This window comes from Aggregatibacter segnis ATCC 33393, from assembly GCF_900476035.1.
Lineage (GTDB): Bacteria > Pseudomonadota > Gammaproteobacteria > Enterobacterales > Pasteurellaceae > Aggregatibacter > Aggregatibacter segnis.
In genome coordinates this window covers 1,626,635-1,650,641 of sequence record NZ_LS483443.1, presented here as the reverse complement: position 1 = coordinate 1,650,641, position 24,007 = coordinate 1,626,635, and the positions used below count along the sequence as shown (strand labels likewise).

Sequence of the window (24,007 nt, the reverse complement as noted above, 5' to 3'; positions counted from 1 at the left end):
CAAGGAAAGAACAAAATATCGAAGACAAAATCCTATTGGGTCTGTAGCTCAGGTGGTTAGAGCGCACCCCTGATAAGGGTGAGGTCGGTGGTTCAAGTCCACTCAGACCCACCACTTAGACTGGTGAGTTTGGTAGATTGGTTTTGTAACATTAACTAATCTTGAACATATCAAACCGCTATGTGTGAGTGAAAGCCAAGGGATGTGATTGGGGATATAGCTCAGCTGGGAGAGCGCCTGCCTTGCACGCAGGAGGTCAGCGGTTCGATCCCGCTTATCTCCACCAATATCGTCATAGTTAAGTTTATTGAAGTATATTTTTTATCATTTTATTTGATGGTATTAAATATTGCGTTGTGTTAGTTAAAATGAATTTAACTATGATGATAGTAAGTAGCTAATTGACTTACTTACATTGTTTTATCTGTTCTTTAAAAATCTGGAAACAAGCTGAAAACGAGACTTTCAAGAAAGTCTGAGTGAGAGTGATTGATAAAAGGCGATTACTCTTAATTAACTGTTATTAATCGTAGTTGAAGTGTTTGAGGCTTATTGTTTAATGTTATTTAAATAATAAGGTAAGAATACTTGAGGTTGTATGGTTAAGTGACAAAGCGTACAAGGTGGATGCCTTGGCAATCAGAGGCGAAGAAGGACGTGCTAATCTGCGAAAAGCTTGGATGAGTCGATAAGAGGCGTTTAATCCAAGATGTCCGAATGGGGAAACCCAGTGGGTGAAGAACCCACTATCATTATCTGAATCCATAGGATAATGAGGCGAACCGGGAGAACTGAAACATCTAAGTACCCCGAGGAAAAGAAATCAACCGAGATTTTGTGAGTAGCGGCGAGCGAAAGCGAAGGAGCCTGTTAGTGATAGCGGAAGTATTAGAGGAATTGGCTGGGAAGCCAAATCGTAGAGGGTGATAATCCCGTACTCGAAAATACTTTTGTGGTACTGAGCTAACGACAAGTAGGGCGGGACACGTGATATCCTGTTTGAAGATGGGGGGACCATCCTCCAAGGCTAAATACTCCTGATTGACCGATAGTGAACCAGTACTGTGAAGGAAAGGCGAAAAGAACCCCGGTGAGGGGAGTGAAATAGAACCTGAAACCTTGTACGTACAAGCAGTGGGAGCCCGCAAGGGTGACTGCGTACCTTTTGTATAATGGGTCAGCGACTTATATTTTGTAGCGAGGTTAACCGAATAGGGGAGCCGAAGGGAAACCGAGTCTTAACTGGGCGAATAGTTGCAAGGTATAGACCCGAAACCCGGTGATCTAGCCATGGGCAGGTTGAAGGTTGGGTAACACTAACTGGAGGACCGAACCGACTAATGTTGAAAAATTAGCGGATGACTTGTGGCTGGGGGTGAAAGGCCAATCAAACCGGGAGATAGCTGGTTCTCCCCGAAATCTATTTAGGTAGAGCCTTGAGCGGACACCTTCGGGGGTAGAGCACTGTTTCGGCTAGGGGGCCATCCCGGCTTACCAACCCGATGCAAACTACGAATACCGAAGAGTGATACTCAGGAGACACACGGCGGGTGCTAACGTCCGTCGTGGAGAGGGAAACAACCCAGACCGCCAGCTAAGGTCCCAAAGTCTATATTAAGTGGGAAACGAAGTGGGAAGGCTTAGACAGCTAGGATGTTGGCTTAGAAGCAGCCATCATTTAAAGAAAGCGTAATAGCTCACTAGTCGAGTCGGCCTGCGCGGAAGATGTAACGGGGCTCAAATATAGCACCGAAGCTGCGGCATCAGACGTAAGTCTGTTGGGTAGGGGAGCGTTGTGTAAGCGGATGAAGGTTCATCGAGAGGTGGGCTTGACGTATCACAAGTGCGAATGCTGACATAAGTAACGATAAAACGGGTGAAAAACCCGTTCGCCGGAAGACCAAGGGTTCCTGTCCAACGTTAATCGGGGCAGGGTGAGTCGGCCCCTAAGGCGAGGCTGAAAAGCGTAGTCGATGGGAAACGGGTTAATATTCCCGTACTTGGATAAACTGCGATGTGGGGACGGAGCAGGTTAGGTTAGCGTGCTGTTGGATATGCACGTTTAAGTTTGTAGGTGGGAAGTTTAGGCAAATCCGGACTTCCTTAACACTGAGAGATGATGACGAGGCTCTACGGAGCTGAAGTAACTGATACCACACTTCCAGGAAAAGCCACTAAGCTTCAGGTTTATCTAAACCGTACTGAAAACCGACACAGGTGGTCAGGTAGAGAATACTCAGGCGCTTGAGAGAACTCGGGTGAAGGAACTAGGCAAAATAGCACCGTAACTTCGGGAGAAGGTGCGCCGGCGTAGATTGTAGTCCCTTGCGGGCGAAGGTTGAACCGGTCGAAGATACCAGCTGGCTGCAACTGTTTATTAAAAACACAGCACTCTGCAAACACGAAAGTGGACGTATAGGGTGTGATGCCTGCCCGGTGCTGGAAGGTTAATTGATGGTGTAATCGAAAGAGAAGCTCCTGATCGAAGCCCCAGTAAACGGCGGCCGTAACTATAACGGTCCTAAGGTAGCGAAATTCCTTGTCGGGTAAGTTCCGACCTGCACGAATGGCATAATGATGGCCAGGCTGTCTCCACCCGAGACTCAGTGAAATTGAAATCGCCGTGAAGATGCGGTGTACCCGCGGCTAGACGGAAAGACCCCGTGAACCTTTACTATAGCTTGACACTGAACATTGAATTTTGATGTGTAGGATAGGTGGGAGACTTTGAAGTAGTCACGCCAGTGATTATGGAGTCGTCCTTGAAATACCACCCTTTAACGTTTGATGTTCTAACGAAGATTGCGAAACGCGGTCTCGGACAGTGTCTGGTGGGTAGTTTGACTGGGGCGGTCTCCTCCCAAAGAGTAACGGAGGAGCACGAAGGTTTGCTAATCACGGTCGGACATCGTGAGGTTAGTGCAATGGTATAAGCAAGCTTAACTGCGAGACAGACAAGTCGAGCAGGTACGAAAGTAGGTCATAGTGATCCGGTGGTTCTGCATGGAAGGGCCATCGCTCAACGGATAAAAGGTACTCCGGGGATAACAGGCTGATACCGCCCAAGAGTTCATATCGACGGCGGTGTTTGGCACCTCGATGTCGGCTCATCACATCCTGGGGCTGAAGTAGGTCCCAAGGGTATGGCTGTTCGCCATTTAAAGTGGTACGCGAGCTGGGTTTAGAACGTCGTGAGACAGTTCGGTCCCTATCTGCCGTGGGCGTTGGAGAATTGATTGGGGCTGCTCCTAGTACGAGAGGACCGGAGTGGACGCATCACTGGTGTTCCAGTTGTCTCGCCAGAGGCATTGCTGGGTAGCTACATGCGGAAGAGATAAGTGCTGAAAGCATCTAAGCACGAAACTTGCCAAGAGATGAGTTCTCCCTGTCTTTAAGACAGTAAGGGTTGTTTAAGACTAAGACGTAGATAGGTGCGGTGTGTAAGTGTAGTGATACATTGAGCTAACGCATACTAATTGCCCGAGAGGCTTAGCCATACAACGCTCAAGTGTTTTTGGGGAGACCTGGAGCATGGAGCGAAGTAGAGTAGCAGTTAAGAGAAAGACGCAAAGAGAGAGTTGAGAGAAGGCTTGTTTTTAGATTAAGAAGACGTGAATAAGATAAGAGAGAAATCATAAAGAATATTGGCGGCGATAGTGCGGTGGGCCCACCTGACTCCATACCGAACTCAGAAGTGAAACGCCGTAATGCCGATGGTAGTGTGGGGCATCCCCATGTGAGAGTAGGTCACCGCCAAGCCTGATAGGAACCCCTGATGTGAGAGCATCGGGGGTTTTTGCTTTGGGGGTGCATTGGAAAATAGAAAGAAGCTAGTATAACTGCAGACAATAGAACATACCTGAATTGTTATATACAAATTTTGTGCTAATTGTTATTCTTTAAAGGGTAACTGTTGATGTTTTAAGGAGAAAATTATGTATTTTTTAGATGGATTACCAATCGCCGCTATTATTTTTGTCGTGCTTGTTGGTGTGGTGCTTTATTCTACGCTTAAGATTGTCCCGCAAGGCTATAACTGGACTATTGAACGTTTTGGTCGTTATACCCGTACTTTAATGCCTGGTTTAAATTTTGTTGTTCCATTCGTTGATCGTGTAGGTCGTAAAATTAATATGATGGAACAGGTTTTAGATATTCCATCACAAGAAGTTATTTCAAAAGATAACGCCAACGTAGCTATTGATGCGGTATGTTTCGTTCAAGTTATTGACGCACGTAATGCTGCTTATGAAGTAAATCATTTAGAGCAAGCTATCATCAACCTTACTATGACAAATATTCGAACTGTATTAGGTTCAATGGAATTGGATGAAATGTTGTCTCAACGTGATTCAATTAATAGCCGATTGCTGTCTATTGTGGATGAAGCGACAAATCCTTGGGGAATTAAGGTCACCCGTATTGAAATTCGCGATGTTCGTCCCCCACATGAATTGATTGCTGCTATGAATGCTCAAATGAAAGCTGAACGTAATAAACGTGCAGATATTTTGGAAGCAGAAGGGGTGCGTCAAGCTGAGATTTTACGAGCAGAAGGGGAAAAACAATCGCGCATTCTGAAAGCCGAAGGGGAAAGACAAGAGGCATTCTTACAGGCTGAAGCCCGTGAACGTGCAGCTGAAGCGGAAGCGAAAGCAACGCAAATGGTATCTGACGCAATTGCTCATGGTGATACGAAAGCGATTAATTACTTTATCGCACAAAAATATACTGAAGCATTGAAAGAAATTGGTGGTTCGGATAACAGTAAGGTTGTTTTAATGCCTTTAGAAGCGGGTAATTTAATCGGTTCAATTGCAGGAATTTCTGAGTTATTAAAATCCGATAAAAAAACAAATTAATCATAAAGTAGAGGTTGGTATGGAATGGTTAACAGACTGGGGTGTTTGGCATTGGCTTATTCTTGGTTTTGTCTTGCTTATTGCTGAAATTTTAGTGCCGGGTGTTTTTCTTTTATGGTGGGGATTATCTGCCATTGTAATCGCAGGCATGACAAAATTGATTCCTACGCTACCTCTTTCTTTTCTTGCGGTAATGTACGCCGTTATTGCCAGTATTTTCAGTATTATCTGGTGGCGTTATCAACATGGTAAAGATCAAATCGATCAATCAAAAAGTGTTCTTAACCAACGGGATCATGCAATGATAGGGGCGCAGGGTAAAGTTTTGGAAATTGGTCAAAATGGTATTGGTAGAGGCGCTTTTGGCGATACTACTTGGCGAATACAAGGACGTGATTTAGCGGTGAATGACATTGTTGAAGTAACGGCTGTGGATAGCATTACATTAAAAGTTAATAAGATTTAAGGACGTTAATGAAGCATTTAATTATTTTTGCTCACCCTAACCAACAAAGTTTTAATCGAGCTTTAGTAGAACGTATTGTTCAGGCATCTCATGAAATGAATGTCGAAACGATTGTACGAGATCTTTACACATTAAATTTTAATCCCATTTTGTCTTGGGATGAATTAGGTGCTTGTCAAGCTGGCATTGTACCGGAAGAAGTGAAATTTGAACAAAATCTGATAAAAGCCGCTGATTTGATTACGTTGGTCTATCCTCTTTGGTGGATGGGATTTCCGGCAATTTTGAAAGGCTATTTGGATCGGGTGTTGAGTTATGGCTTTGCCTATCAAACTGAAAATGGTTGTTCGGTAGGTTTATTGAGCGATAAAAAAATGCAACATTTTATCACCATGGGAAATAATCTTGAGCGTTACCAAAGTCTGAATTTTGATAAAGCTTTGCAAACCTGTTTGGTTGATGGTTTATTTAATTTCTGCGGTATTACGGATATTCAGCATGATATTTTTGGCGATATACATTTATTAAATGAATCAGGTTATTTGAATATTTTGAATCGTGCGACACAAAAAACGCAAGAAAATCTGACCGCACTTTTAGCGAAAGAGGATAAGGCATAATGCAAGAGAACCTACAATTAAATAACTTTTCTTTGATTAGTCGATTATTTGGTAATTTATTTTATCGCCAGCCGACAGATCCTATTTTATCCGGTGTATTTGCTTGGCTAAATCAAGGTAATTTATCTCAAGTTTGGGCATTAAACGAAGATAATGACAGCCAAAAGGCGTTAGATTCATTACAAATGACAATTGATTTAACCTTGTTAGATAAAGAATACCAAAAGCTTTTTGGTGAATCCGGAAATGTTGCAACAGAAATTTCTGCGTATGACATTTCTGTTGAAGAGTTTCATGATTTTCGCCAAGTTCGTGGTTTGCCTGAAGCTGAGAATATCGATCATTTCGCTATGTTATTGTTAACCGCATCTTGGTTGGAAGATAATGCGGATTCTTTAAGTGCCCAACAGGAGTTATTTGAACGTTTTTTGCTGCCTTGTGCAGCTAAGTTTTTAGTGAAAGTTGAAACACAGGCTACACTGCCGTTTTATCGTTCTTTGGCTTATTTAACGCGTGAAATTCTCTCTGCGATGGCTGATGAGTTAGATTCGGAAGCATTATAAAAAATCATTTAAAATAAAGGTGAGCTTGCGGCTCACCTTTTTTGTATCTAGTCATTTATATAAATGATTGTCTTCATTCGGTTGTGTCTTAAAGCGGCGATGGAGCCACATATACTGTTCAACGCCTTTCATAATTTCTGTTTCAATCACTTGGTTCATTCTTGCCGCAATTTCAGCTTCATCACGTAGATCAGAAAAATCAACCGGCGGAGAGATGGTGACCGTATAGCCGGAATTATCTGCGTTTCTAAGCGGCGCGAAAGGAATCACTTTACTGTTTGGAGAAGACTTTAATAAGTAATAACTGCCGGTTGTTGTTGCAGTGTGAGGAACCGCAAAGAACGGCACGAAAACGGCATTTTTTCGACCATAGTCGTGGTCCGGTGCATACCAAATAATATCCCCATTTCGTATCGCCTTAATCATGCCACGGAGATCTTTACGATCCAGCATCGCTTTATTGGAGCGTAATCTCCCTTGTGTTTGAAGCCAATCAAATAATGGATTGTCGTTAGGGCGATAAACCCCAATCCCCGATTGATGAATGCCAACAATGCGAGCGCCCAATTCCAGCGTTAAGAAATGTACGCCAACGAAAATAATGCCGTCTGCCAGATTATCTTTTAAATACTCAAGCCCTTCAATTTTTGACCATTTTTTTATACGACGATCAGACCAAAACCACGCCATACCGGTTTCAATAATCGCCATTCCGGTAGCGCGTAAGTTGGCGTGTAAAATCTGATGAATTTGTTGTTCAGACCAGTCAGGAAAGCAAAGTTCCAGATTGCGCTTCGCGATCTTAGCGCGTCGCTTGCCCACACCGGTTTTAGCAAACAGCCAACCTAATCCATTGCCAATTTTGCATAAAATAGGGTAAGGCAGAAGTAGAATTAAGCGGAAAATACCGAGTGCGAGCCAAAAGCCCCAGTGTTTTGGATGGAGAAATTCAATTTTAAATGTCGGAAGAACTGATTTTGCCATAAGGATTACAGGATGACTTCAATTGGTTTTTAGTTTAACGGAATTTTTAGGAAATAGCATTTCCCCTGTGGTAATATTAGCAAAATTTTTTATTTCAATAAGTTAAGAGAAAATCAAATGGGTCAATATTCTGCACAATTTAATCAGGCAAAAGTTTTGGTATTAGGCGATGTGATGTTGGATCGCTATTGGTTTGGTACGACCAATCGAATTTCGCCGGAAGCGCCGGTGCCGGTGGTACGCGTTCAGAAAAATGAAGAGCGTGCGGGCGGTGCAGCAAACGTGGCGATGAACATTGCGTCATTAAATGTGCCGGTACAGTTACTTGGTTTGACCGGTCAGGATGAGGCGGGTGCAGCATTGACGGCATTATTACAACAACAAAAAATCGATTGTAACTTTGTTCAATTATCTACCCATCCAACGATTACCAAGTTACGTATTTTATCCCGTCATCAACAGCTTTTACGTCTTGATTTTGAAGAAGGCTTTCAAAATGTGACAAGCGAAAATTTATTACAAAAATTAGAAAGTGCGGTCAAAAATTACGGTGCTTTAGTGCTTTCGGATTACGGCAAAGGCACCTTAAATGATGTACAAAAAATGATTCAAATTGCGCGCAATGCCAATGTGCCGGTATTGATCGATCCGAAAGGGACTGATTTTGAACGTTATCGCGGTGCAACCTTGCTAACGCCGAATATGTCGGAATTTGAAGCGGTCGTGGGGAAATGTCATTCCGAACAAGAGATTATCGACAAGGGGCTGAAACTCATTTCAGACATCAATCTCACTGCACTTTTGGTGACACGTTCTGAAAAAGGCATGACCTTATTGCGTCCAAATCAACCGGTATTTCATTTGCCGACAGAGGCAAAAGAAGTCTTTGATGTGACAGGGGCGGGCGATACGGTGATCAGTGTGCTTGCAATCGCGTTAGCGGATGGCCGTAGTTTTGAAGAGGCCTGTTATTTATCCAATGTGGCCGCCGGTATTGTGGTGGGTAAATTGGGCACATCAACCGTTTCAACCGTCGAGTTGGAAAATGCGATTCATGGGCGAACTACAACCGGTTTTGGTGTGATGACCGAAGCTGAATTGAAACAAGCGGTTAAATTGGCAAAAGAGCGTGGCGAGAAAATTGTGATGACAAACGGGTGTTTTGATATTTTGCATCCGGGTCATGTGTCTTATTTAGAAAATGCCCGTAAGTTAGGTGATCGTTTAATTGTTGCTGTGAATACGGATGAATCGGTAAAACGCTTAAAAGGGGAAGAACGACCGATTAATCATTTAGCCTCGAGAATGGCGGTGCTTGCCGGTCTTTCTTCTGTGGATTGGCTGGTTGCCTTTGATGAAGATACGCCGCAACGTTTAATTGGTGAAGTCTTGCCTGATTTATTGGTGAAAGGCGGCGACTATAAACCGGAAGACATTGCCGGTAGTAAAGAAGTCTGGGCAAACGGTGGCGATGTGAAAGTACTGAATTTTGAGAATGGCTTTTCCACATCGAACGTGATCAAGAAAATTAAGCATTTGGAAAAATAACACAAACAAAAAGCGCGGTTTATTCGCGCTTTTTTTATTTATAAGTTATGCAAAATTTCTTCAATATGCTTCAAGCCATTTAATCGAGTAGAACTTAACCGTTGAGCAATGCCTAATGCATTGAAATAAGCGGTTAGATCAAATTGGCGCAAAGCTTCAGGCGTTTGATTTTCAATGCGCTGTAACAAAATCCATAATAAACCGTTCATAATCCGCGCTTCACTGTAGGCTTGAAAGTGAAAAGTGCGGTCTGTTTTTTCCGTGAATTTAAACCAGACTTGCACTTCACAGCCCGGAATGCCGTGCATCGTTGCCAATTCTTCTTCATTTGGCTCAGGAAGATTTTTTCCAGCTTGAATAATCAAGCGATAGCGTTCTTCCCAATGTTTTGTTTCAGCTAATTGTTGTTCAATATTCATCTTAATAATTCTAAACTTTTATCTAATGCGTTAAAGAAGGTTTCGACCTCTGAGGCTACATTGTATGGAGCAAAAGATAAACGCAACGTAGCCGTTTGTCCTAAGCGTGCCAAATAAGGCTGGGCACAATGTTCTCCAACGCGTAGTGCAATCTGTTGTTCTGCGAGTAAGGTGGCTAAATCAGAAGCGTTAATGTCTTCAAAAACGAAACTGACCACCGAGCTTGGTTGTGGCGAATTAAAGAGTTTACATTTTTCATAATGGCTTAAGCGTCGGCGAGTGATTTCCGCTAAATGTACTGCGGAGGATTCCATTTCTGCAATATCCCATTGGCTTAGCCATGCTAACACTGCATTAAAACCAATGACGGCGGCAATATTGGGTGTACCGGCTTCTAAACGGTAAGGCAATCCTGAAAACGTAATTTGCTCTTTGCTGACTTTGCTGATCATTTTACCGCCATATTGTAGCGGTTGTAGCAAATTGAGTGAGGATAATTTTCCGCTTAACACGCCAAGTCCGGTTGGCCCGTAAATTTTATGGGCGGAAAAAGCAATAAAATCCACATCCAATTCGGCTAAGTCAATTTTAACGTGGCTAATTGCTTGCGCTGCATCTAACAAAATGAAGGCAGAACTCTTGTCTCGAATATGCTGAATCAGTTGTATGACAGGTTGTTGGGTGCCGGTGACATTCGATGCAAAATTTAACGCCACCAGTTTAGTGTTTGGATTTAATTGTTTTAGCAAGGTTTCGGTGTTAATTAACCAACTATCATCAATCGGTAATACATGAAGTTTTGCCCCGCTTTTTTCGGCAATTTGATGCCAAGTAACGAAATTGGCGTGATGATCCGCTTCACTAATAATGATTTCATCGCCAGTCTTTAGATGTGGCAATAAGCCATTTGCAACGGTATTAATCCCTTGAGTAGTGCCTGATGTCCAAATGACCGCTTGTTCATCTTCCGCATTAATGAGGTGTTTTACACGAGTACGAGCTTGCTCGTAAAGTGCGGTCTGTTTTTCATCATATTGACTACGATGCACCGAACCGGCGGACTGGTAAAAATCCACCGTGGCATCAATGAGACATTGTGGTTTTAATGTCGTTGCGGCATTATCTAAATACACCACCGCATCGTTATGCGTGAAATAAGGAAAATATTGACGAAATGTCATGGGGTCAAAATTCATGTAATTTACCTTTTGGAATGACGCCATAAGTGCGGTTCAATTGGAGAACGATCCTGCCAAAGACCAAGGTGTTTATTGCGGGCAATTTGTTCGGCTTGGGCATAAATGGGGGTCATCGCATATTGTTTATATGCCCAGGCCATGCCTTGTTGCACCATGATTAAATTGACATTTTGCCCTTGGGAATTATATACCGTGGCTAACGTGCGGTGATAACGATCTTCTCCTGTAACCGCCAGTTTGACATGTCGTTGGTGAATGAGTGAAGCAAGTCGTTGACGAGATTTTTTACCGAAAGGTTGGTTATGCTCAGGGGCGTCAATTTCGGCTAAACGTACTTTTATCTGTTGGTTATTTGTGGTTAGGCAGCTAAAGGTGTCGCCATCAGTGATGCCTACAACACGACAGGTGAGCGTTTTTGCCTGAAGTGTAAAAGAGAGTAGCAACAGTAGAATGCAGAAAAATCCTTGTGGCATAATCATTAGCGCATTAAAAGTGCGGTCGTTTTTCTCGGTAAATTTTAAGCGGAAGGGAAGATTTAGTTACAAAAAAAGCTGCGTTTTACCGCAGCTTTTATTCTTCAGAAACTTATCATTGGTGCCTAGGGTCGGACTCGAACCGACACGTTTATTCAACGGCGGATTTTGAATCCGCTGCGTCTACCAATTTCGCCACCCAGGCAACACTGATAAGTCTCGTAAAAACGAGCGGTATTATAAGGGATTGTATTTCAGTTGCAAGTAAAAACTTTGTAATTTTATTTAACTGTATAAAATTCAACACATTTGATGATTTTTTATCTGTGAAATCTTCACCGCACTTTTTTCTTTTTCAGGCTTTACTCCCCGTTTTGAATAATAAATTCCCCTACTAACTAAATAGGAGTAAAATTATTTTAAAGTTTAAAAAAAAGTTGAGTTTGTTTATGTATCGGAAAGCGTTTGAATTAGCAAGATCGTTGCTCATTCTTTATCTTATGCTCTATCTTGGCGGTTTAGTCGCCCATTACGTACCTATTGGTATTCCATCGAGTATTTGGGGATTATTGCTGCTGTTTACCTGTTTGGTGTTACGTATCGTCAAAGTGGAATGGGTGATGTTTTCCTCCCGTCTTTTAATTCGTTATATGGCGTTATTATTTGTGCCGGTCAGTGTGGGAATCGTCAAATATTCCGGCTTGCTCATGGATCAAATGAAAGAATTATTAGTGCCGAATATGGTCAGTACTTGCGTGACCTTGGTTGTGATCGGTTTACTGTCCGACTATCTGTTTTCCCTCAAATCCTTTACACACCTCAAACATAAAATCATGAAAAAACGGGCGAAGGAGGAATGATGTCTTATCTTGTTTATGCTTACACATTATTGACAATTCTTGCTTTTGTTTTGGCGGTGAAAATCAATCAACGTTGGAAATCGGTGGTATTAAATAGCTTTGTGTTAACCGTGCTAATGTTAGTGGCTGTCTTGCTGGCATTTCATCTGCCTTATGACACCTATATGGCCGGCAATGCGCCGCTCAATAATTTATTGGGCGTCAGTATTGTGGCATTAGCAGTGCCGTTATATGAGCAACTTCGACAAATCAGCCGTCACTGGCAGATTATTTTAATTACCACTGTGTCCGCATCTCTCCTAGCCATGTTTAGTGGCGCCGTATTGGCATTACTTCTGGGGGCGAAACCGGATATTGTGGCGACTATTTTACCGAAATCTATTACTACACCGATTGCCATGGCAGTCTCTGAAAATTTGGGCGGGATTCCTTCGGTAGCAGCTGTTGGAGTCGTCGTTGCCGGTTTGCAAGGCTCCATTTTCGGCTATTTACTCTTAAAAAAAATCGGCTTAAAAAATCAAGAAGCGATCGGCTTATCCGTTGGGGCTGTTTCTCATGCGTTAGGCACGGTCAGTTGCATGGAAAATAATGCAAAAGCAGGGAGTTACAGTTCCATTTCTTTAGTATTGTGCGGTATCATTAGCTCAGTTTTGGCACCTTTTGTCTTCAAATTGATCTACGCATTGGTATAGCATGAAAAATCAAATTAATCCCCGTTGGCAGCAACGTTTTATTGACGATAAACCACGGGAAAAAGACCACCGTCCGCCGTTTCGTCGTGATCGCGGACGTATTCTCCATTCTGCCGCTTTTCGTTGTTTACAGGCAAAAACACAAATTCATGCGGTGGGCGAAAATGATTTCTACCGCACTCGCTTAACCCATTCTTTGGAAGTGGCACAAATCGGCAGCAGCCTTGTGGCACAACTCAAATTTGCTGAAGCCTTTGCTACTTTGGCACAACAACTGTCTCAGGATAAAAACGAGTTACAAAAACAACTTAGTCCTTTGTTGCCCACCAATGATTTAATCGAAAGTTTGTGTTTTGCGCACGACATCGGTCATCCGCCTTTTGGGCATGGTGGCGAGGTCGCACTCAATTATATGATGCGCAATAATGGCGGTTTTGAGGGAAATGCACAGACTTTTCGGTTGCTCACCAAGCTTGAACCTTACACGCCTAATGCCGGCATGAATTTAACCCGTCGTACCCTTCTTGGCATTGTGAAATACCCGACCATTTTGGATGTCTCTTCCGCGCAATATGATCAATTAGCCGAAACCCAGTATAGCGATCCTCGTTATGTCAAAATCGCTGACTGGCGACCGGGGAAAGGATTATTCCGTGACGATCTTGACATGTTTAACTGGTTGCTCAAGCCGCTTTCTGAAAGTGATCGTGCGTTATTCGGTTCACTCCAAAAAGAGCGGTCAAATCCGCAAGAGATTTTAAAGACTCGTTTTAAATCCCTCGACTGTAGCATTATGGAGCTAGCGGATGACATCGCTTACGGCGTACATGATTTAGAGGATGCCATTGTGGTAGGCGTCGTCAATGTGCAGCAATGGCAAGAGGCCTTGAATGCATTGAAAGACTGTCAATCAGATTGGATGCGACAACATATTGACGATATCAGTACAAAACTGTTTTCCGATCAACATTACTTACGTAAAAACGCTATCGGTGCGTTAGTGAATTATTTCATCACTAATGTGCGTTGGAAAATTCAACCTGAGTTTAGCGATCCGCTGTTGCGTTATAACGCCGAATTACCGTCGGAAGTGGTGGGTGTATTGAAAGTATTCAAAAATTTTGTCCAGAAATACGTGATTAATAACGTGGAAACTCAACGTGTAGAATACAAAGGTCAGCGTATTTTGACGGAGCTGTTCCAAATTTTTGATTCGGATCCGCAACGATTACTCCCAACTAACACCGCCAACCGCTGGCGGAATGCAGAAGAAAACGGTAAAAAACGCGTGATTTGCGATTACATTGCCGGCATGTCAGATGCGTACGCATTGAAGGTGTATCAGCAACTTTAAAGTGCGGTCGTTATTTATCATTAATATGAAATGACGCTTGCTGAGCTTGTCGAAGCATAAGTCATTTCATGACTATTTTTTTATTTTTAAAGGATTTTTTGTGGCACTTATCAGCTTAACCAACGGATATCTTTCTTTCAGCGACGCCCCTTTATTGGATCATGCGGAGTTACATATCGAACCTAACGAACGCGTCTGTTTAGTCGGCCGCAATGGCGCAGGCAAATCTACGTTGCTTAAAATTATTGCCGGTGATGTCATTATGGATGACGGCAAAGTGCAGTATGAAAAAGACTTGGTCGTGTCCCGTTTAGAGCAGGATCCGCCGCGCCATGCAGAAGGCAATGTGTTTGATTATGTAGCGGAAGGCATTGAGCATTTGGCGGATTTATTGAAGGAATACCATCATATTTCCGTGCAGCTAGAGCAGCATTACAGCGAGCAGACGTTAAACCAACTTGCCCAAATTCAAGCGAAATTGGAACATGCTAATGGTTGGCAGTTTGAAAATAAAATCAATGAAGTGTTACAAAAACTTGAATTAAATCCGAATACTAAGCTTGCTGATTTATCCGGTGGTTGGTTGCGCAAAGCCGCTTTGGCGCGCGCCTTGGTGTGTAACCCGGATGTGTTGTTGTTAGATGAACCGACTAACCACTTGGATGTGGATGCCATCGAATGGTTGGAAAATTTCTTGATGGAATTTGGCGGGAGCATTGTGTTTATTTCTCACGACCGTTCTTTCATTCGCAAAATGGCGACTCGCATTGTGGATTTAGATCGTGGCAAATTGGTGTCTTACCCCGGCAACTACGATTTATACCTTACCGCGAAAGAAGAAAATTTGCGGGTAGAAGCCTTGCAAAATGAGCTGTTTGATAAACGCTTAGCGCAAGAAGAGGTCTGGATTCGTCAAGGCATTAAAGCCCGTCGCACCCGTAATGAAGGACGCGTGCGCGCGTTAAAAGCCATGCGCGAAGAACGACGCCAACGTCGTGACGTGATGGGTACCGCAAAATTGCAATTAGATACGTCCAGCCGCTCCGGCAAAATCGTGTTTGAAATGGAAAACGTTAGTTACGACATTGACGGCAAACAATTACTTAAAGATTTTAGCACCACCATTTTACGCGGCGACAAAATCGCTTTAGTCGGCCCGAACGGGTGTGGTAAAACCACCTTTATCAAATTGCTGCTCGGTGAAATTCAACCGACAAACGGCTCCATTCGCTGCGGAACCAAATTAGACATTGCCTATTTTGATCAATATCGTGCCGATCTTGATCCGGAAAAATCCCTGATGGATAACGTTGCCGATGGTAAGCAGGACGTGGAAGTCAATGGCATCAAACGCCATGTGTTGGGCTATTTGCAAGATTTCTTGTTCCCACCAAAACGCGCCATGACGCCGGTAAAAGCCCTTTCTGGTGGTGAACGTAATCGCTTGTTATTGGCAAAATTATTATTAAAACCGAATAATTTATTGATTCTTGATGAGCCGACCAATGACTTGGACGTAGAAACGTTAGAGCTTTTGGAAGAAATCCTCACCGATTACCAAGGCACATTGCTCATCGTCAGCCATGACCGTCAATTTATCGATAACACCGCCACGGAATGTTACATCTTTGAAGGTAACGGTGTGTTGAACAAATACGTTGGTGGCTTCTTCGATGCCAAACAGCAACAAGCCAATTATTTTGCTCAAAGAGCCGAACAGGATGCTGTAAAACAGAAAAAAATTGAGCCGAAAAAAGAAGAAAGTGCGGTGGAAAATAAACCGGTTTCCAATAAACCAAAAACCGTCAAACTTTCTTACAAAGAACAGCGTGAACTGGAACAACTTCCTCAACTGTTGGAAGATTTAGAAGAAAAAATCACCGCACTTCAAACCGAAATCGGTGACCCGAATTTCTTCCAACAATCTCACGATGTGACGGATGCCAAACTGAAAGCGTTGGCAGATGCCGAAGCCAAACTGGAAACGGCATTTATGCGTTGGGAAGAATTGGAAGAAAAGAAAACTGTGGCGGAAGGGAAATAGCTAAATTGCTTGGGATGAAATAAAAAAGTGCGGTGAAAATTCACCGCACTTTTTTTGTTAAATCAGATTACTAATAAAAATTACCAAAATAATAAACGGCACGACAAATTTCACATAGTTAAACCAAATGTTGGTAAACGTAGAATTTGGGGTTGGTGACAGCTCTTTTTTCGCTTCATCTTTTAAGACGAAACCAACGAAAAGCGCGCAACCAAGTGCGGTTAACATAAACAGAATATTGCCGCTGACGAAATCGAAGGCATCGAAAATGCTTTTACCGAAGAAGGTCACGTCTTTCCACAGATTGTCGCCGAGAATTGCCGGCACGTTACCTAAAAGGAAAATCCCGCCGAGGGTTAAGATAATGGCTTTGCTACGACGCATTCTGAGTTTTTCTTGCAGGGCTGTAATAATCACTTCGTAAATGGTGATTGATGTGGTCAACGCAGCGATAAGCAATAAGCCAAAGAAGATAATCGCAAAGAATTTACCCGCCCATAAATGGGAGAACACAATCGGCAAGCTTTGGAACACTAAGGTTGGGCCTGCGTTTGGTTCAATACCGAAAGTGAACAAGGATGGAAAAATCATGAAGCCGGCTAACACGGCGATAATAGTGTTAGTGAAACCAGTGATAACCGCCGTTTGGATTAAATTTTCTTCTTTATTTAAGTAGCTAGAAAGGGTGATTAACACACCAAAACCTAAGCTTAAAGCGAAGAACACTTGACCTAATACAAAAATAAATAATTCAGCGGTGATTTTGGAGAAATCCGGTTTGAGGTAGAACGTAATCCCTTCCATGGCGCCCGGTAAGGTCACGTTGCGAATGACCATGCCGATTAAGAAAATAAACAGCAATGGCATTAAGTATTTCACTGAGCGCTCGATACCACCGATAATGCCTTTTGCCAAAATAATGTAATTCACCAATACGAAAAGTGCGGTGAACATGATGATTTCCACCGGACTGTTACTGATGTGTAAGTCATAGAAATCTTTAGCTACGTCTTTGGTGATCGGCGAAGAAATATCGAGAGTACCACTGATGAGATTGACGATATAGGTAATTACCCAGCCGCCAAGCACCATGTAATAAGCCATGATCCCGAATGCACCGAGTAAGCCCATGTAGCCGATGATTTTCCAGTATTTTGAAATGCCTTCACCTTTATCGTGGATTTTGTCACCGAAGGCATCAATGGAGTTGACACGTAAACGACGGCCAATCACGTTTTCCACTAAAATCATCGGGATCCCAATTAAAATCATGGCTAAACAGAACAGCATGACATAGGCACCGCCGCCGTGTTCTCCCACTAAATAAGGAAAGCGCCATGTTGCACCAAAGCCTACGGTTGCGCCGGCAACGGTAAGCACATAAGTTAAGCGACTGGACCAAGTTTGTCTTTCTGATTTTGTTGTCATAAGTTTTCCTGTATTTTTAATATTCTGTTTTATTTTTATATTCACATAAATCTTCAATCATGCACGCACCACAGCGAGGTTTACGTGCTACGCAAGTGTAACGTCCGTGCAAGATTAACCAATGGTGGACGTCCACTTTAAATTCGGCGGGCACGACTTTAATCAATTTTTCTTCGACTTTCACCACATCTTTGCCGGGAGCAAAGCCGGTGCGGTTACATACGCGAAAAATATGGGTATCCACGGCGATAGTTGGGTGTCCGAATGCGGTGTTTAAAACGACATTCGCGGTTTTTCTTCCTACGCCCGCAAGTGCTTCTAAGGCTTCGCGATCTTCCGGGACTTCGCCGTTATATTTTTCAATTAAGTCACGGCAGGTTTTAATGATGTTTTCTGCTTTGCTGTTAAATAAGCCGATAGTTTTAATGTATTCCTTTAAGCCATCTACGCCCAATGCCAAAATCGCTTGTGGCGTATTGGCAACGGGAAACAGCTTATCCGTCGCTTTATTCACCCCTTTATCGGTGGCTTGTGCCGACAAAATCACCGCAATTAATAATTCAAAGGGCGAGCTGAAATTCAGTTCCGTTGTTGGGTGCGGATTTGCGGCACGCAGACGTTTTAGAATCTCAATTCTTTTTTCTTTATTCATTATTTTTTACTGTCTATGATGTTTTTTAAGGCTAATAACAATGCCAGTCCAATAAACGCTCCTGGTGGAAGAATGGCAAGTAGCAGATTACTGTCGCTATGGAAAAATTCAATTCGCATAAATGCCGCCCAATCGCCTAGCAGATTTTCAATGCCGTCAAACAGGGTGCCGTTGCCGATAATTTCACGGATAGCACCAAGGGCGACTAAACCAAGCAACATGCCCAATCCCATAGAAAAACCATCCCATGCAGAATGGGCTATGCTGTTTTTAGAGGCGAAAGCCTCCGCACGACCGATTACAATACAGTTGGTGACGATAAGCGGAATGAAAATGCCGAGCGATTGATAAAGTTCGTAAGTATAAGCGTTCATCAGTAATTGCACCACCGTTACTGTGCTGGCGATGATCATGACATAAATCGGAATACGAATTGCATTTGGAATGTGTTTACGGAAAATGGATACCACCGTGTTGGTACAAGTAAGCACCAGCATAGTGGCTAAACCTAAACCCAGAGCATTGGTGACGGAGTTGGAGACTGCCAATAATGGACACAAGCCAAGCAGTTGTACCACCGTAGAGTTGTTGGTCCAAATGCCTTGAATGAAGATTGTTTTCCAAATGTTATTTTTATCTGAAATATTAACCGCACTTTGAGTGTCATTTGCTTGTGAGGTTTCTACGGTCTCATTTAATTTATCCATTATTCTTTCTCTTTCGGCAAGTTATCCAACATGGCAAGTGCCGCGCGTTTTACTTGGTTGACAACGGCACGTGGCGTAATTGTGGCGCCGGCAAATTGATCGAATTTCCCACCGTCTTTTTTTACCGCCCATTCTGCCGCTTTCTCTTGGCTGATGACTTGATGATCAAAACTCAAAATCCAATTGGAAATGCGCGTTTCGATTTTATCGCCCAACCCCGGTGTTTCATGATGTTCTGTAATTCGCACACCAAGCACTTCGCCGTCCGGTTTCATGCCGACTAAAATACGAATATCACCGGAGTAACCGTCATGGGCCACGCTTTCAAAGGCATAAGCGGTGATTTTGCCGTCTTTTTTGGCTGTACAGATTTTTTGAATAGCGACATTTTGCAATGCATCGATTTTCGGAACATAACAATCTTGTGTTAAATCGTTGGTAAAATAATCCTGTGGAATTACTTGCAATAACAACGCGCGTTGTTGCTCTTGCATTGCTTGAGCGATTTTATCTTTAGTTAAAAAATAAACCCCACTGGACATTGCCGTGCAACAAAATGCCACGAACGCTAACAACATAGCGGATTTTGAAGTAACTTTAATGGTTTGCATGGCGAAGTCCTTATTTCCGATGGCCGGCAACGCGCGGACGGGTGTAGTGGTCAATTAATGGCACACAAATGTTACTGAGTAAAATAGCGAATGCGACACCATCAGGGTAATTGCCGTAAAAACGGATTAAATATAGTAAGCTCCCCACGAGAACACCAAATACCAGTTTGCCTCGTGGCGTAATAGAGGAGGTAACAGGATCGGTGGCGATAAAAAATGCACCGAACATCATGGCACCGCTGAATAACTGTGCCGGTGCGGTTAAGTGTGCACCGTTGCCGAAGAGTTCGGTGAGCAAGCTCAATAGCGTAAAACTTCCTAGCATCGCCACCGGAATTTGCCAGTGAATCACCTTTTTCAGTATTAAAAAGATGCCACCTAGTAAAAAGGCCAAGTTAATTTGCCACCAACCTTGCGCAAAATCCCAACCGTTTTGCGTGAAAATCGGTAAGTTAGTCAATTCATAAAATGCCGCTTCGGAACATATCGCATCGGTTATGCAGGAACTTGCAGAAGAATAAAAGGTTCGTACGGTATCTAACGGTGTCGCTTGCGTAATGCCGTCAATGGACGCCGTTAATTGATGAAGACTAAAACCGTCGGAAGTCAGTCCGGAGAAAATCAACAATGCCGCATCATGAAAGGTCGGCGGCTCCGCCAATAACGCAATGGGCGGCATCCAAGTGGTCATTTGTAATGGGAACGATACGAGCAGCACCACATAACCCACCATGGCAGGGTTAAACGGATTCTGTCCCAAACCACCATAAACGTGCTTGCCCAAAATCACCGCACAAAATGTGCCAATAAGAATAATCCAATAAGGCGCATAAGGCGGAATCGCCACAGCAAGAATCAGTGCGGTTAAAATGACGCTAAAATCAGAAATATCGCTCAGCGCCGGTCTTTTGCGTAATAGCGAGACGCTCCATTCCAGCAATAACGCCAGTCCGATGGCTAACGCTGATTGAATCAATACGCCAAATCCAAAATAATAAATTTGCAAAATGATTGCCGGAATCATGGCGAGAATCACCCAAAACATCACGCGCGCCGTGAGTTTACCTGAATGGGTGTGGGGTGAACTGATCATCTTAAACATGTATATTCCTTAATCCTGTTCATTTTGTTGTACCTGTTGTGCGGCCTTTTTCGCTTTGGCACGCGCGAGTGCGGCAGCAATCGCAGCTTTGCGCGGATCCGTTTCTGCTGGATTTTCATCTGAAATTTGAACCGCACTTTGGTCTGTTGCCGGTTCGGCAGAGGTTACGGTTTCCCCTTGCTGCGCCGCTTTTTTCGCTTTGGCACGCGCGAGCGCGGCAGCAATCGCAGCCTTGCGCGGATCCGTTTCTGCCGGATGTTCATCTGAAATTTGAACCGCACTTTGTGCTGTTTCAGGTTCGGTAGAGGTTACGAGTTCCCCTCGCTGAACGGCTTTTTTCGCTTTAGAACGTGCGATAGCCGCCGCAATAGTGGCTTTGCGTGGATCCGTTTCTGCTGATTTTTCATCTGAAATTGGAACCGCACTTTGAGCTGTAGCCGATTCGGCAGATGCTACGGTTTCCGCTTGACGAGCTAATCGGCGTGCCTTGCGTTGTGCCATGATGTCGCTATTGTCAGGCTGAATATGGCCTTTTTCATCAATAAGGGTTTTTTGCTCAATTTGCGCATTTTCTGCAGACTCGGCTTTTTTCGCTTTTAAACGTTCTAAGGCAGCAGCGACCGGATCGACGCCTTTTTGCTGTGCTAATTCTTCACGGCGTGCTGCAGCGGCTCGTTGAGAACGCGCTTTGCGCTCTTGTTCTTCCCGTTCTAGGCGGGCTTGGCGTTGTTCAAAACGGATCTTCGCTTCTTCTGCTAATTTTGCTTTATGTTTAATTTCCCAAATTTTGGCTTTTTCTTGGCGGAAATATTGAATAAGCGGAATGTGGCTTGGGCAAACATAGGCGCACACACCACATTCAATACAGTCTTTGAGAGAATATTCTTCCGATTTTTCGTGATTTTCGCTTCGCGCAAACCAATAGAGTTGCTGCGGCATCAGTTTTACCGGGCAAGCGTCGGAACAGGCAGAACAACGGATACAGCTTTTTTCCTGTTCCGGTGGCGCATATTCAAAATGATCCGGTGCCAATAAGCAGTTTGCCACTTTGGTCATCGGCGCATTTAAGTCAGGTAGAATGACGCCCATCATTGGACCGCCCATGAAGACCGGGAAACGGTCGTCATATTGGTAGCCCGTTTCGCGCAATAAATGAGAAATTGGGGTACCGAAGCGTGCCCAATAATTGCCTTTATTAGGAATTTTATCGCCGGTGAGGGTGACAACGCGCTCAATTAAAGGCTCGTCATCAAGTACGGCACGTTTAATGGCAAAGGCGGTTCCCACGTTTTGCATGAGTACACCAATGCTATAAGAGCGTTGTCCGCTTGGTACTTCCATGCCGGTCAGTACTTGAATGAGTTGTTTTGCCGCGCCGGAAGGGTATTTAGTCGGAATGACGCGGATTTCAATATCATTCGCGCCATGTAACGCACGTTCTAAGGCGGATACGGCTTCAAGTTTATTGTCTTCTATGGCGATAACGACTTTTTCAGGGCGCAAAATATAACGCAAAATACGCACGCCCTCGATGATTTCACCGGCGTAATCGCGCATTAAGCGATCATCGCAGGTGATGTAGGGTTCACATTCTGCGCCGTTAATAATCAGCAGTTTAACCTGTTTTTCAGCAGAGTGAATTTTGGCGGCTGTCGGGAATACCGCGCCACCCAAGCCGGCAATACCTGCTTGATAAATTTTTTCAATCAGCTGTTCCCGAGTTTGGGTGAAAAAATCCTCGATTGGCATTTGTGGTCGCCATTGATCCAAGCCGTCTGCTTGAATATGTACGCAGGTTTCTGTCAATCCGGATGGGTGCGCAGCGACATAAGGGCCTACAGCAATGACTGTACCGGAGGTTGGTGCATGAATAGGTAAGGTGCGCCAGCCATCACCTTGTGTCAGTGGTTGTCCTTTGAGTACGCGATCACCGGGTTTTACCAATAGGTTTCCTGCTGTCCCGGCGTGTTGTTTTAGCGGGACATAAAAATCATCGGGCAGAGGAAGCGTGCGAATAGGCGTGCCGTTAGATTGGGACTTCATATCCGGTGGATGAATGCCACCATCAAATTCCCAAAGTTTGCCACTGTTGAAACGTGTTAATACATCCGCCATTTATTTCCCCACAATGATTTTCTTTTCAGCCGATGTGGTATCAACAATCGGAATTACTAGATTAGGATCGAATTTCCAATCCCAAGTATCAATATTTTTTTCGACTTTAATCATGGAAATACAGCTCGTTGGGCAAGGCTCAACACAAAGCTCGCAACCGGTACATAAATCAGGAATGATGGTATGCATGAGTTTATTGCTACCGATAATGGCATCCACTGGACAAGCCTGAATACATTTGGTACAGCCGATACACATATTCTCGTCAATAAAGGCGACTTTCGGTGTAGGATCTTCTGCTAAATCGTCTGTTTCCGGTGGTTCAACACCAAGGAGTTCGGCAATTTTAATGACAGTTGGTCTGCCGCCCGGAATACATTTCGTAATTATATCCCCATTGGCAATGGCTTCTGCGTAGGGTTTGCAACCGGGATAGCCACATTGTCCGCATTGGCTTTGCGGTAAAATCGCATCAATTTTTTCGACAATAGGATCGGCTTCGACTTTCAGTTTTACTGACGCAAAGCCCAAAATGGCGCCGAAAATCAGCGCCAATACAACAATGGCAATGAGAACATAATAGAAAGTCGCCATTATAGTTTCACCAATCCGGTAAAGCCCATGAAGGCGAGAGACATTAAGCCTGCCGTAATCAAGGCGATAGACGCCCCGCGAAATGGCATCGGCACATCAGCGGCAACCAGACGCTCACGCAATGCGGCAAATAAGACTAAAACTAAGGCAAAACCGGCAGAGGCACCAAAGCCATAAGCCACCGATTCCGTTAAATTATGCGCAAGATTAACGTTTAACAATGCCACGCCAAGCACAGCACAGTTGGTGGTAATGAGCGGTAGGAAAATCCCTAATAAACGATATAACATTGGGCTGGTTTTATTGATCACCATTTCGGTGAATTGCACCACCACGGCGATCACTAAAATAAAGACGAGTGTGCGTAAAAAAGTCGCATTTAATGGCGCGAGAATATAATTATCCACTAAATAGGAGCAAAGCGCCGCCACTGTCAGGACAAAGGTTGTTGCCAAGCCCATGCCGATAGCGGTTTCGATTTTTTTTGAGACGCCCATAAAAGGGCAGAGTCCAAGGAATTTCACCAACACGAAGTTATTAATCAATGCCGTGCCGATGATCAGTAGAATGTAATGTGTCATAGCGTTCAATTCGTTCGTATAAGCGGTGTATTATCGCCATTTATGGGCTTAAGAACAATAAAAAATTGGGAGAAATTCTAGCAAAAACCACCGCACTTTTTTATACGTCGAAAAGCGTATTTTGGAAAAGTGC

General features: G+C 43.7%; 21 protein-coding genes, 3 tRNA genes and 2 rRNA genes. 13 read left to right on the top strand and 13 right to left on the bottom strand.

What is annotated here, in order from left to right; genetic code table 11:
• Nucleotides 1-37: 37 nt before the first annotated feature.
• From DQN58_RS08010 to DQN58_RS07975, 8 genes are all read left to right on the top strand, one after another.
• Nucleotides 38-114, top strand: a tRNA-Ile gene (locus tag DQN58_RS08010).
• 96 nt (nucleotides 115-210) lie between these two features.
• A tRNA-Ala gene (locus DQN58_RS08005) sits at nucleotides 211-286 on the top strand.
• A gap of 314 nt (nucleotides 287-600) precedes the next feature.
• Nucleotides 601-3,497 (top strand): 23S ribosomal RNA (locus tag DQN58_RS08000).
• Between the two features lie 146 nt (nucleotides 3,498-3,643).
• Nucleotides 3,644-3,759 (top strand): 5S ribosomal RNA (rrf, locus tag DQN58_RS07995).
• A gap of 176 nt (nucleotides 3,760-3,935) precedes the next feature.
• Nucleotides 3,936-4,862: an SPFH domain-containing protein gene (locus DQN58_RS07990; protein WP_006718537.1), complete on the top strand. Its 927-nt coding sequence runs from the start codon at nucleotides 3,936-3,938 to the stop codon at nucleotides 4,860-4,862.
• A 19-nt stretch (nucleotides 4,863-4,881) separates the two neighbouring features.
• Entirely contained in the window at nucleotides 4,882-5,328 is a 447-nt protein-coding gene (locus tag DQN58_RS07985) for an NfeD family protein (protein WP_006718535.1), read from the top strand.
• Between the two features lie 8 nt (nucleotides 5,329-5,336).
• A complete protein-coding gene (locus DQN58_RS07980; protein ID WP_006718533.1) occupies nucleotides 5,337-5,948 on the top strand; it encodes an NAD(P)H-dependent oxidoreductase in 612 nt (203 codons plus the stop codon).
• Nucleotides 5,948-6,511, top strand: coding sequence for a TorD/DmsD family molecular chaperone (locus DQN58_RS07975; protein ID WP_006718531.1), 564 nt, complete (start codon nucleotides 5,948-5,950; stop codon nucleotides 6,509-6,511). The genes DQN58_RS07980 and DQN58_RS07975 overlap by 1 nt, the downstream gene beginning before the upstream one ends.
• A gap of 51 nt (nucleotides 6,512-6,562) precedes the next feature.
• Here the strand turns inward: DQN58_RS07975 and DQN58_RS07970 are convergent, their stop codons facing one another.
• Nucleotides 6,563-7,495: a Kdo(2)-lipid IV(A) acyltransferase gene (locus tag DQN58_RS07970; protein ID WP_006718529.1), complete on the bottom strand. Its 933-nt coding sequence runs from the start codon at nucleotides 7,493-7,495 to the stop codon at nucleotides 6,563-6,565.
• 117 nt (nucleotides 7,496-7,612) lie between these two features.
• Here DQN58_RS07970 and hldE point away from each other — a divergent pair, with 117 nt between their 5' ends.
• Nucleotides 7,613-9,043 carry a bifunctional D-glycero-beta-D-manno-heptose-7-phosphate kinase/D-glycero-beta-D-manno-heptose 1-phosphate adenylyltransferase HldE gene (gene hldE / locus DQN58_RS07965; protein ID WP_006718527.1) on the top strand — a complete coding sequence of 477 codons (1,431 nt, stop codon included), beginning with the start codon at nucleotides 7,613-7,615 and terminating at the stop codon, nucleotides 9,041-9,043.
• 38 nt (nucleotides 9,044-9,081) lie between these two features.
• Here the strand turns inward: hldE and DQN58_RS07960 are convergent, their stop codons facing one another.
• The 4 genes from DQN58_RS07960 to DQN58_RS07945 all read right to left on the bottom strand — a co-directional run bounded on the left by DQN58_RS07960 (nucleotide 9,082) and on the right by DQN58_RS07945 (nucleotide 11,339).
• Nucleotides 9,082-9,462: a SufE family protein gene (locus DQN58_RS07960; protein WP_006718525.1), complete on the bottom strand. Its 381-nt coding sequence runs from the start codon at nucleotides 9,460-9,462 to the stop codon at nucleotides 9,082-9,084.
• Nucleotides 9,459-10,658, bottom strand: coding sequence for an aminotransferase class V-fold PLP-dependent enzyme (locus DQN58_RS07955; protein WP_032997899.1), 1,200 nt, complete (start codon nucleotides 10,656-10,658; stop codon nucleotides 9,459-9,461). Before DQN58_RS07955 ends, DQN58_RS07960 begins: the two co-directional genes overlap by 4 nt.
• Before the next feature lie 5 nt (nucleotides 10,659-10,663).
• Nucleotides 10,664-11,140: a thermonuclease family protein gene (locus DQN58_RS07950; RefSeq protein ID WP_006718521.1), complete on the bottom strand. Its 477-nt coding sequence runs from the start codon at nucleotides 11,138-11,140 to the stop codon at nucleotides 10,664-10,666.
• Nucleotides 11,141-11,253: 113 nt separating this feature from the next.
• A tRNA-Leu gene (locus tag DQN58_RS07945) sits at nucleotides 11,254-11,339 on the bottom strand.
• Nucleotides 11,340-11,583: 244 nt separating this feature from the next.
• On the opposite strand from DQN58_RS07945, the gene DQN58_RS07940 reads away from it, so the two are divergent.
• The 4 genes from DQN58_RS07940 to DQN58_RS07925 all read left to right on the top strand — a co-directional run bounded on the left by DQN58_RS07940 (nucleotide 11,584) and on the right by DQN58_RS07925 (nucleotide 16,084).
• A complete protein-coding gene (locus tag DQN58_RS07940; RefSeq protein WP_006718519.1) occupies nucleotides 11,584-11,994 on the top strand; it encodes a CidA/LrgA family protein in 411 nt (136 codons plus the stop codon).
• The gene (locus tag DQN58_RS07935; protein WP_006718516.1) at nucleotides 11,991-12,686 is read left to right on the top strand and encodes a CidB/LrgB family autolysis modulator; all 696 of its coding nucleotides are present in this window, start codon (nucleotides 11,991-11,993) and stop codon (nucleotides 12,684-12,686) included. The genes DQN58_RS07940 and DQN58_RS07935 overlap by 4 nt, the downstream gene beginning before the upstream one ends.
• 1 nt (nucleotide 12,687) lies before the next feature.
• A complete protein-coding gene (locus tag DQN58_RS07930; protein ID WP_006718514.1) occupies nucleotides 12,688-14,040 on the top strand; it encodes an anti-phage deoxyguanosine triphosphatase in 1,353 nt (450 codons plus the stop codon).
• Between the two features lie 100 nt (nucleotides 14,041-14,140).
• Nucleotides 14,141-16,084 (top strand): ABC transporter ATP-binding protein, encoded by a 1,944-nt coding sequence (locus tag DQN58_RS07925; protein ID WP_032997897.1) that lies wholly within the window; start codon nucleotides 14,141-14,143, stop codon nucleotides 16,082-16,084.
• Between the two features lie 57 nt (nucleotides 16,085-16,141).
• Here DQN58_RS07925 and DQN58_RS07920 read toward each other — a convergent pair whose 3' ends face one another.
• The 8 genes from DQN58_RS07920 to rsxA are packed head-to-tail and all read right to left on the bottom strand — an operon-like array spanning nucleotide 16,142 to nucleotide 23,874.
• Entirely contained in the window at nucleotides 16,142-17,512 is a 1,371-nt protein-coding gene (locus DQN58_RS07920; protein ID WP_032997896.1) for a sodium-dependent transporter, read from the bottom strand.
• A gap of 16 nt (nucleotides 17,513-17,528) precedes the next feature.
• Nucleotides 17,529-18,164 (bottom strand): endonuclease III, encoded by a 636-nt coding sequence (nth, locus tag DQN58_RS07915; RefSeq protein WP_006718508.1) that lies wholly within the window; start codon nucleotides 18,162-18,164, stop codon nucleotides 17,529-17,531.
• Nucleotides 18,164-18,871 (bottom strand): electron transport complex subunit E, encoded by a 708-nt coding sequence (locus DQN58_RS07910; RefSeq protein ID WP_006718506.1) that lies wholly within the window; start codon nucleotides 18,869-18,871, stop codon nucleotides 18,164-18,166. Before DQN58_RS07910 ends, nth begins: the two co-directional genes overlap by 1 nt.
• Nucleotides 18,871-19,482, bottom strand: a complete 612-nt coding sequence (gene rsxG / locus DQN58_RS07905) for an electron transport complex subunit RsxG (RefSeq protein WP_032997895.1) — start codon at nucleotides 19,480-19,482, stop codon at nucleotides 18,871-18,873. Before rsxG ends, DQN58_RS07910 begins: the two co-directional genes overlap by 1 nt.
• A gap of 10 nt (nucleotides 19,483-19,492) precedes the next feature.
• Entirely contained in the window at nucleotides 19,493-20,584 is a 1,092-nt protein-coding gene (gene rsxD, locus DQN58_RS07900) for an electron transport complex subunit RsxD (RefSeq protein WP_006718501.1), read from the bottom strand.
• A gap of 9 nt (nucleotides 20,585-20,593) precedes the next feature.
• Nucleotides 20,594-22,699, bottom strand: a complete 2,106-nt coding sequence (gene rsxC / locus DQN58_RS07895; RefSeq protein WP_006718499.1) for an electron transport complex subunit RsxC — start codon at nucleotides 22,697-22,699, stop codon at nucleotides 20,594-20,596.
• On the bottom strand, nucleotides 22,700-23,293 hold the full coding sequence (gene rsxB / locus DQN58_RS07890) for an electron transport complex subunit RsxB (RefSeq protein WP_006718496.1): 594 nt from the start codon (nucleotides 23,291-23,293) through the stop codon (nucleotides 22,700-22,702). It lies immediately after the preceding gene.
• On the bottom strand, nucleotides 23,293-23,874 hold the full coding sequence (rsxA, locus tag DQN58_RS07885; protein ID WP_006718494.1) for an electron transport complex subunit RsxA: 582 nt from the start codon (nucleotides 23,872-23,874) through the stop codon (nucleotides 23,293-23,295). Before rsxA ends, rsxB begins: the two co-directional genes overlap by 1 nt.
• Nucleotides 23,875-24,007: the final 133 nt, after the last annotated feature.

Bases quoted from the DNA above. Each gene is read 5' to 3' on its own strand.
- nth (WP_006718508.1), bottom strand. From the start codon at position 18,164: ATGAATAAAGAAAAAAGAATTGAGATTCTAAAACGTCTGCGTGCCGCA.
- DQN58_RS07940 (WP_006718519.1), top strand. From the start codon at position 11,584: ATGTATCGGAAAGCGTTTGAATTAGCAAGATCGTTGCTCATTCTTTAT.
- rsxD (WP_006718501.1), bottom strand. From the start codon at position 20,584: ATGTTTAAGATGATCAGTTCACCCCACACCCATTCAGGTAAACTCACG.
- DQN58_RS07920 (WP_032997896.1), bottom strand. From the start codon at position 17,512: ATGACAACAAAATCAGAAAGACAAACTTGGTCCAGTCGCTTAACTTAT.
- rsxB (WP_006718496.1), bottom strand. From the start codon at position 23,293: ATGGCGACTTTCTATTATGTTCTCATTGCCATTGTTGTATTGGCGCTG.
- DQN58_RS07975 (WP_006718531.1), top strand. From the start codon at position 5,948: ATGCAAGAGAACCTACAATTAAATAACTTTTCTTTGATTAGTCGATTA.
- DQN58_RS07950 (WP_006718521.1), bottom strand. From the start codon at position 11,140: ATGATTATGCCACAAGGATTTTTCTGCATTCTACTGTTGCTACTCTCT.
- rsxC (WP_006718499.1), bottom strand. From the start codon at position 22,699: ATGGCGGATGTATTAACACGTTTCAACAGTGGCAAACTTTGGGAATTT.
- DQN58_RS07910 (WP_006718506.1), bottom strand. From the start codon at position 18,871: ATGGATAAATTAAATGAGACCGTAGAAACCTCACAAGCAAATGACACT.
- DQN58_RS07990 (WP_006718537.1), top strand. From the start codon at position 3,936: ATGTATTTTTTAGATGGATTACCAATCGCCGCTATTATTTTTGTCGTG.
- DQN58_RS07970 (WP_006718529.1), bottom strand. From the start codon at position 7,495: ATGGCAAAATCAGTTCTTCCGACATTTAAAATTGAATTTCTCCATCCA.
- rsxG (WP_032997895.1), bottom strand. From the start codon at position 19,482: ATGCAAACCATTAAAGTTACTTCAAAATCCGCTATGTTGTTAGCGTTC.
- rsxA (WP_006718494.1), bottom strand. From the start codon at position 23,874: ATGACACATTACATTCTACTGATCATCGGCACGGCATTGATTAATAAC.
- DQN58_RS07960 (WP_006718525.1), bottom strand. From the start codon at position 9,462: ATGAATATTGAACAACAATTAGCTGAAACAAAACATTGGGAAGAACGC.
- DQN58_RS07985 (WP_006718535.1), top strand. From the start codon at position 4,882: ATGGAATGGTTAACAGACTGGGGTGTTTGGCATTGGCTTATTCTTGGT.
- hldE (WP_006718527.1), top strand. From the start codon at position 7,613: ATGGGTCAATATTCTGCACAATTTAATCAGGCAAAAGTTTTGGTATTA.
- DQN58_RS07980 (WP_006718533.1), top strand. From the start codon at position 5,337: ATGAAGCATTTAATTATTTTTGCTCACCCTAACCAACAAAGTTTTAAT.
- DQN58_RS07955 (WP_032997899.1), bottom strand. From the start codon at position 10,658: ATGAATTTTGACCCCATGACATTTCGTCAATATTTTCCTTATTTCACG.
- DQN58_RS07930 (WP_006718514.1), top strand. From the start codon at position 12,688: ATGAAAAATCAAATTAATCCCCGTTGGCAGCAACGTTTTATTGACGAT.
- DQN58_RS07935 (WP_006718516.1), top strand. From the start codon at position 11,991: ATGATGTCTTATCTTGTTTATGCTTACACATTATTGACAATTCTTGCT.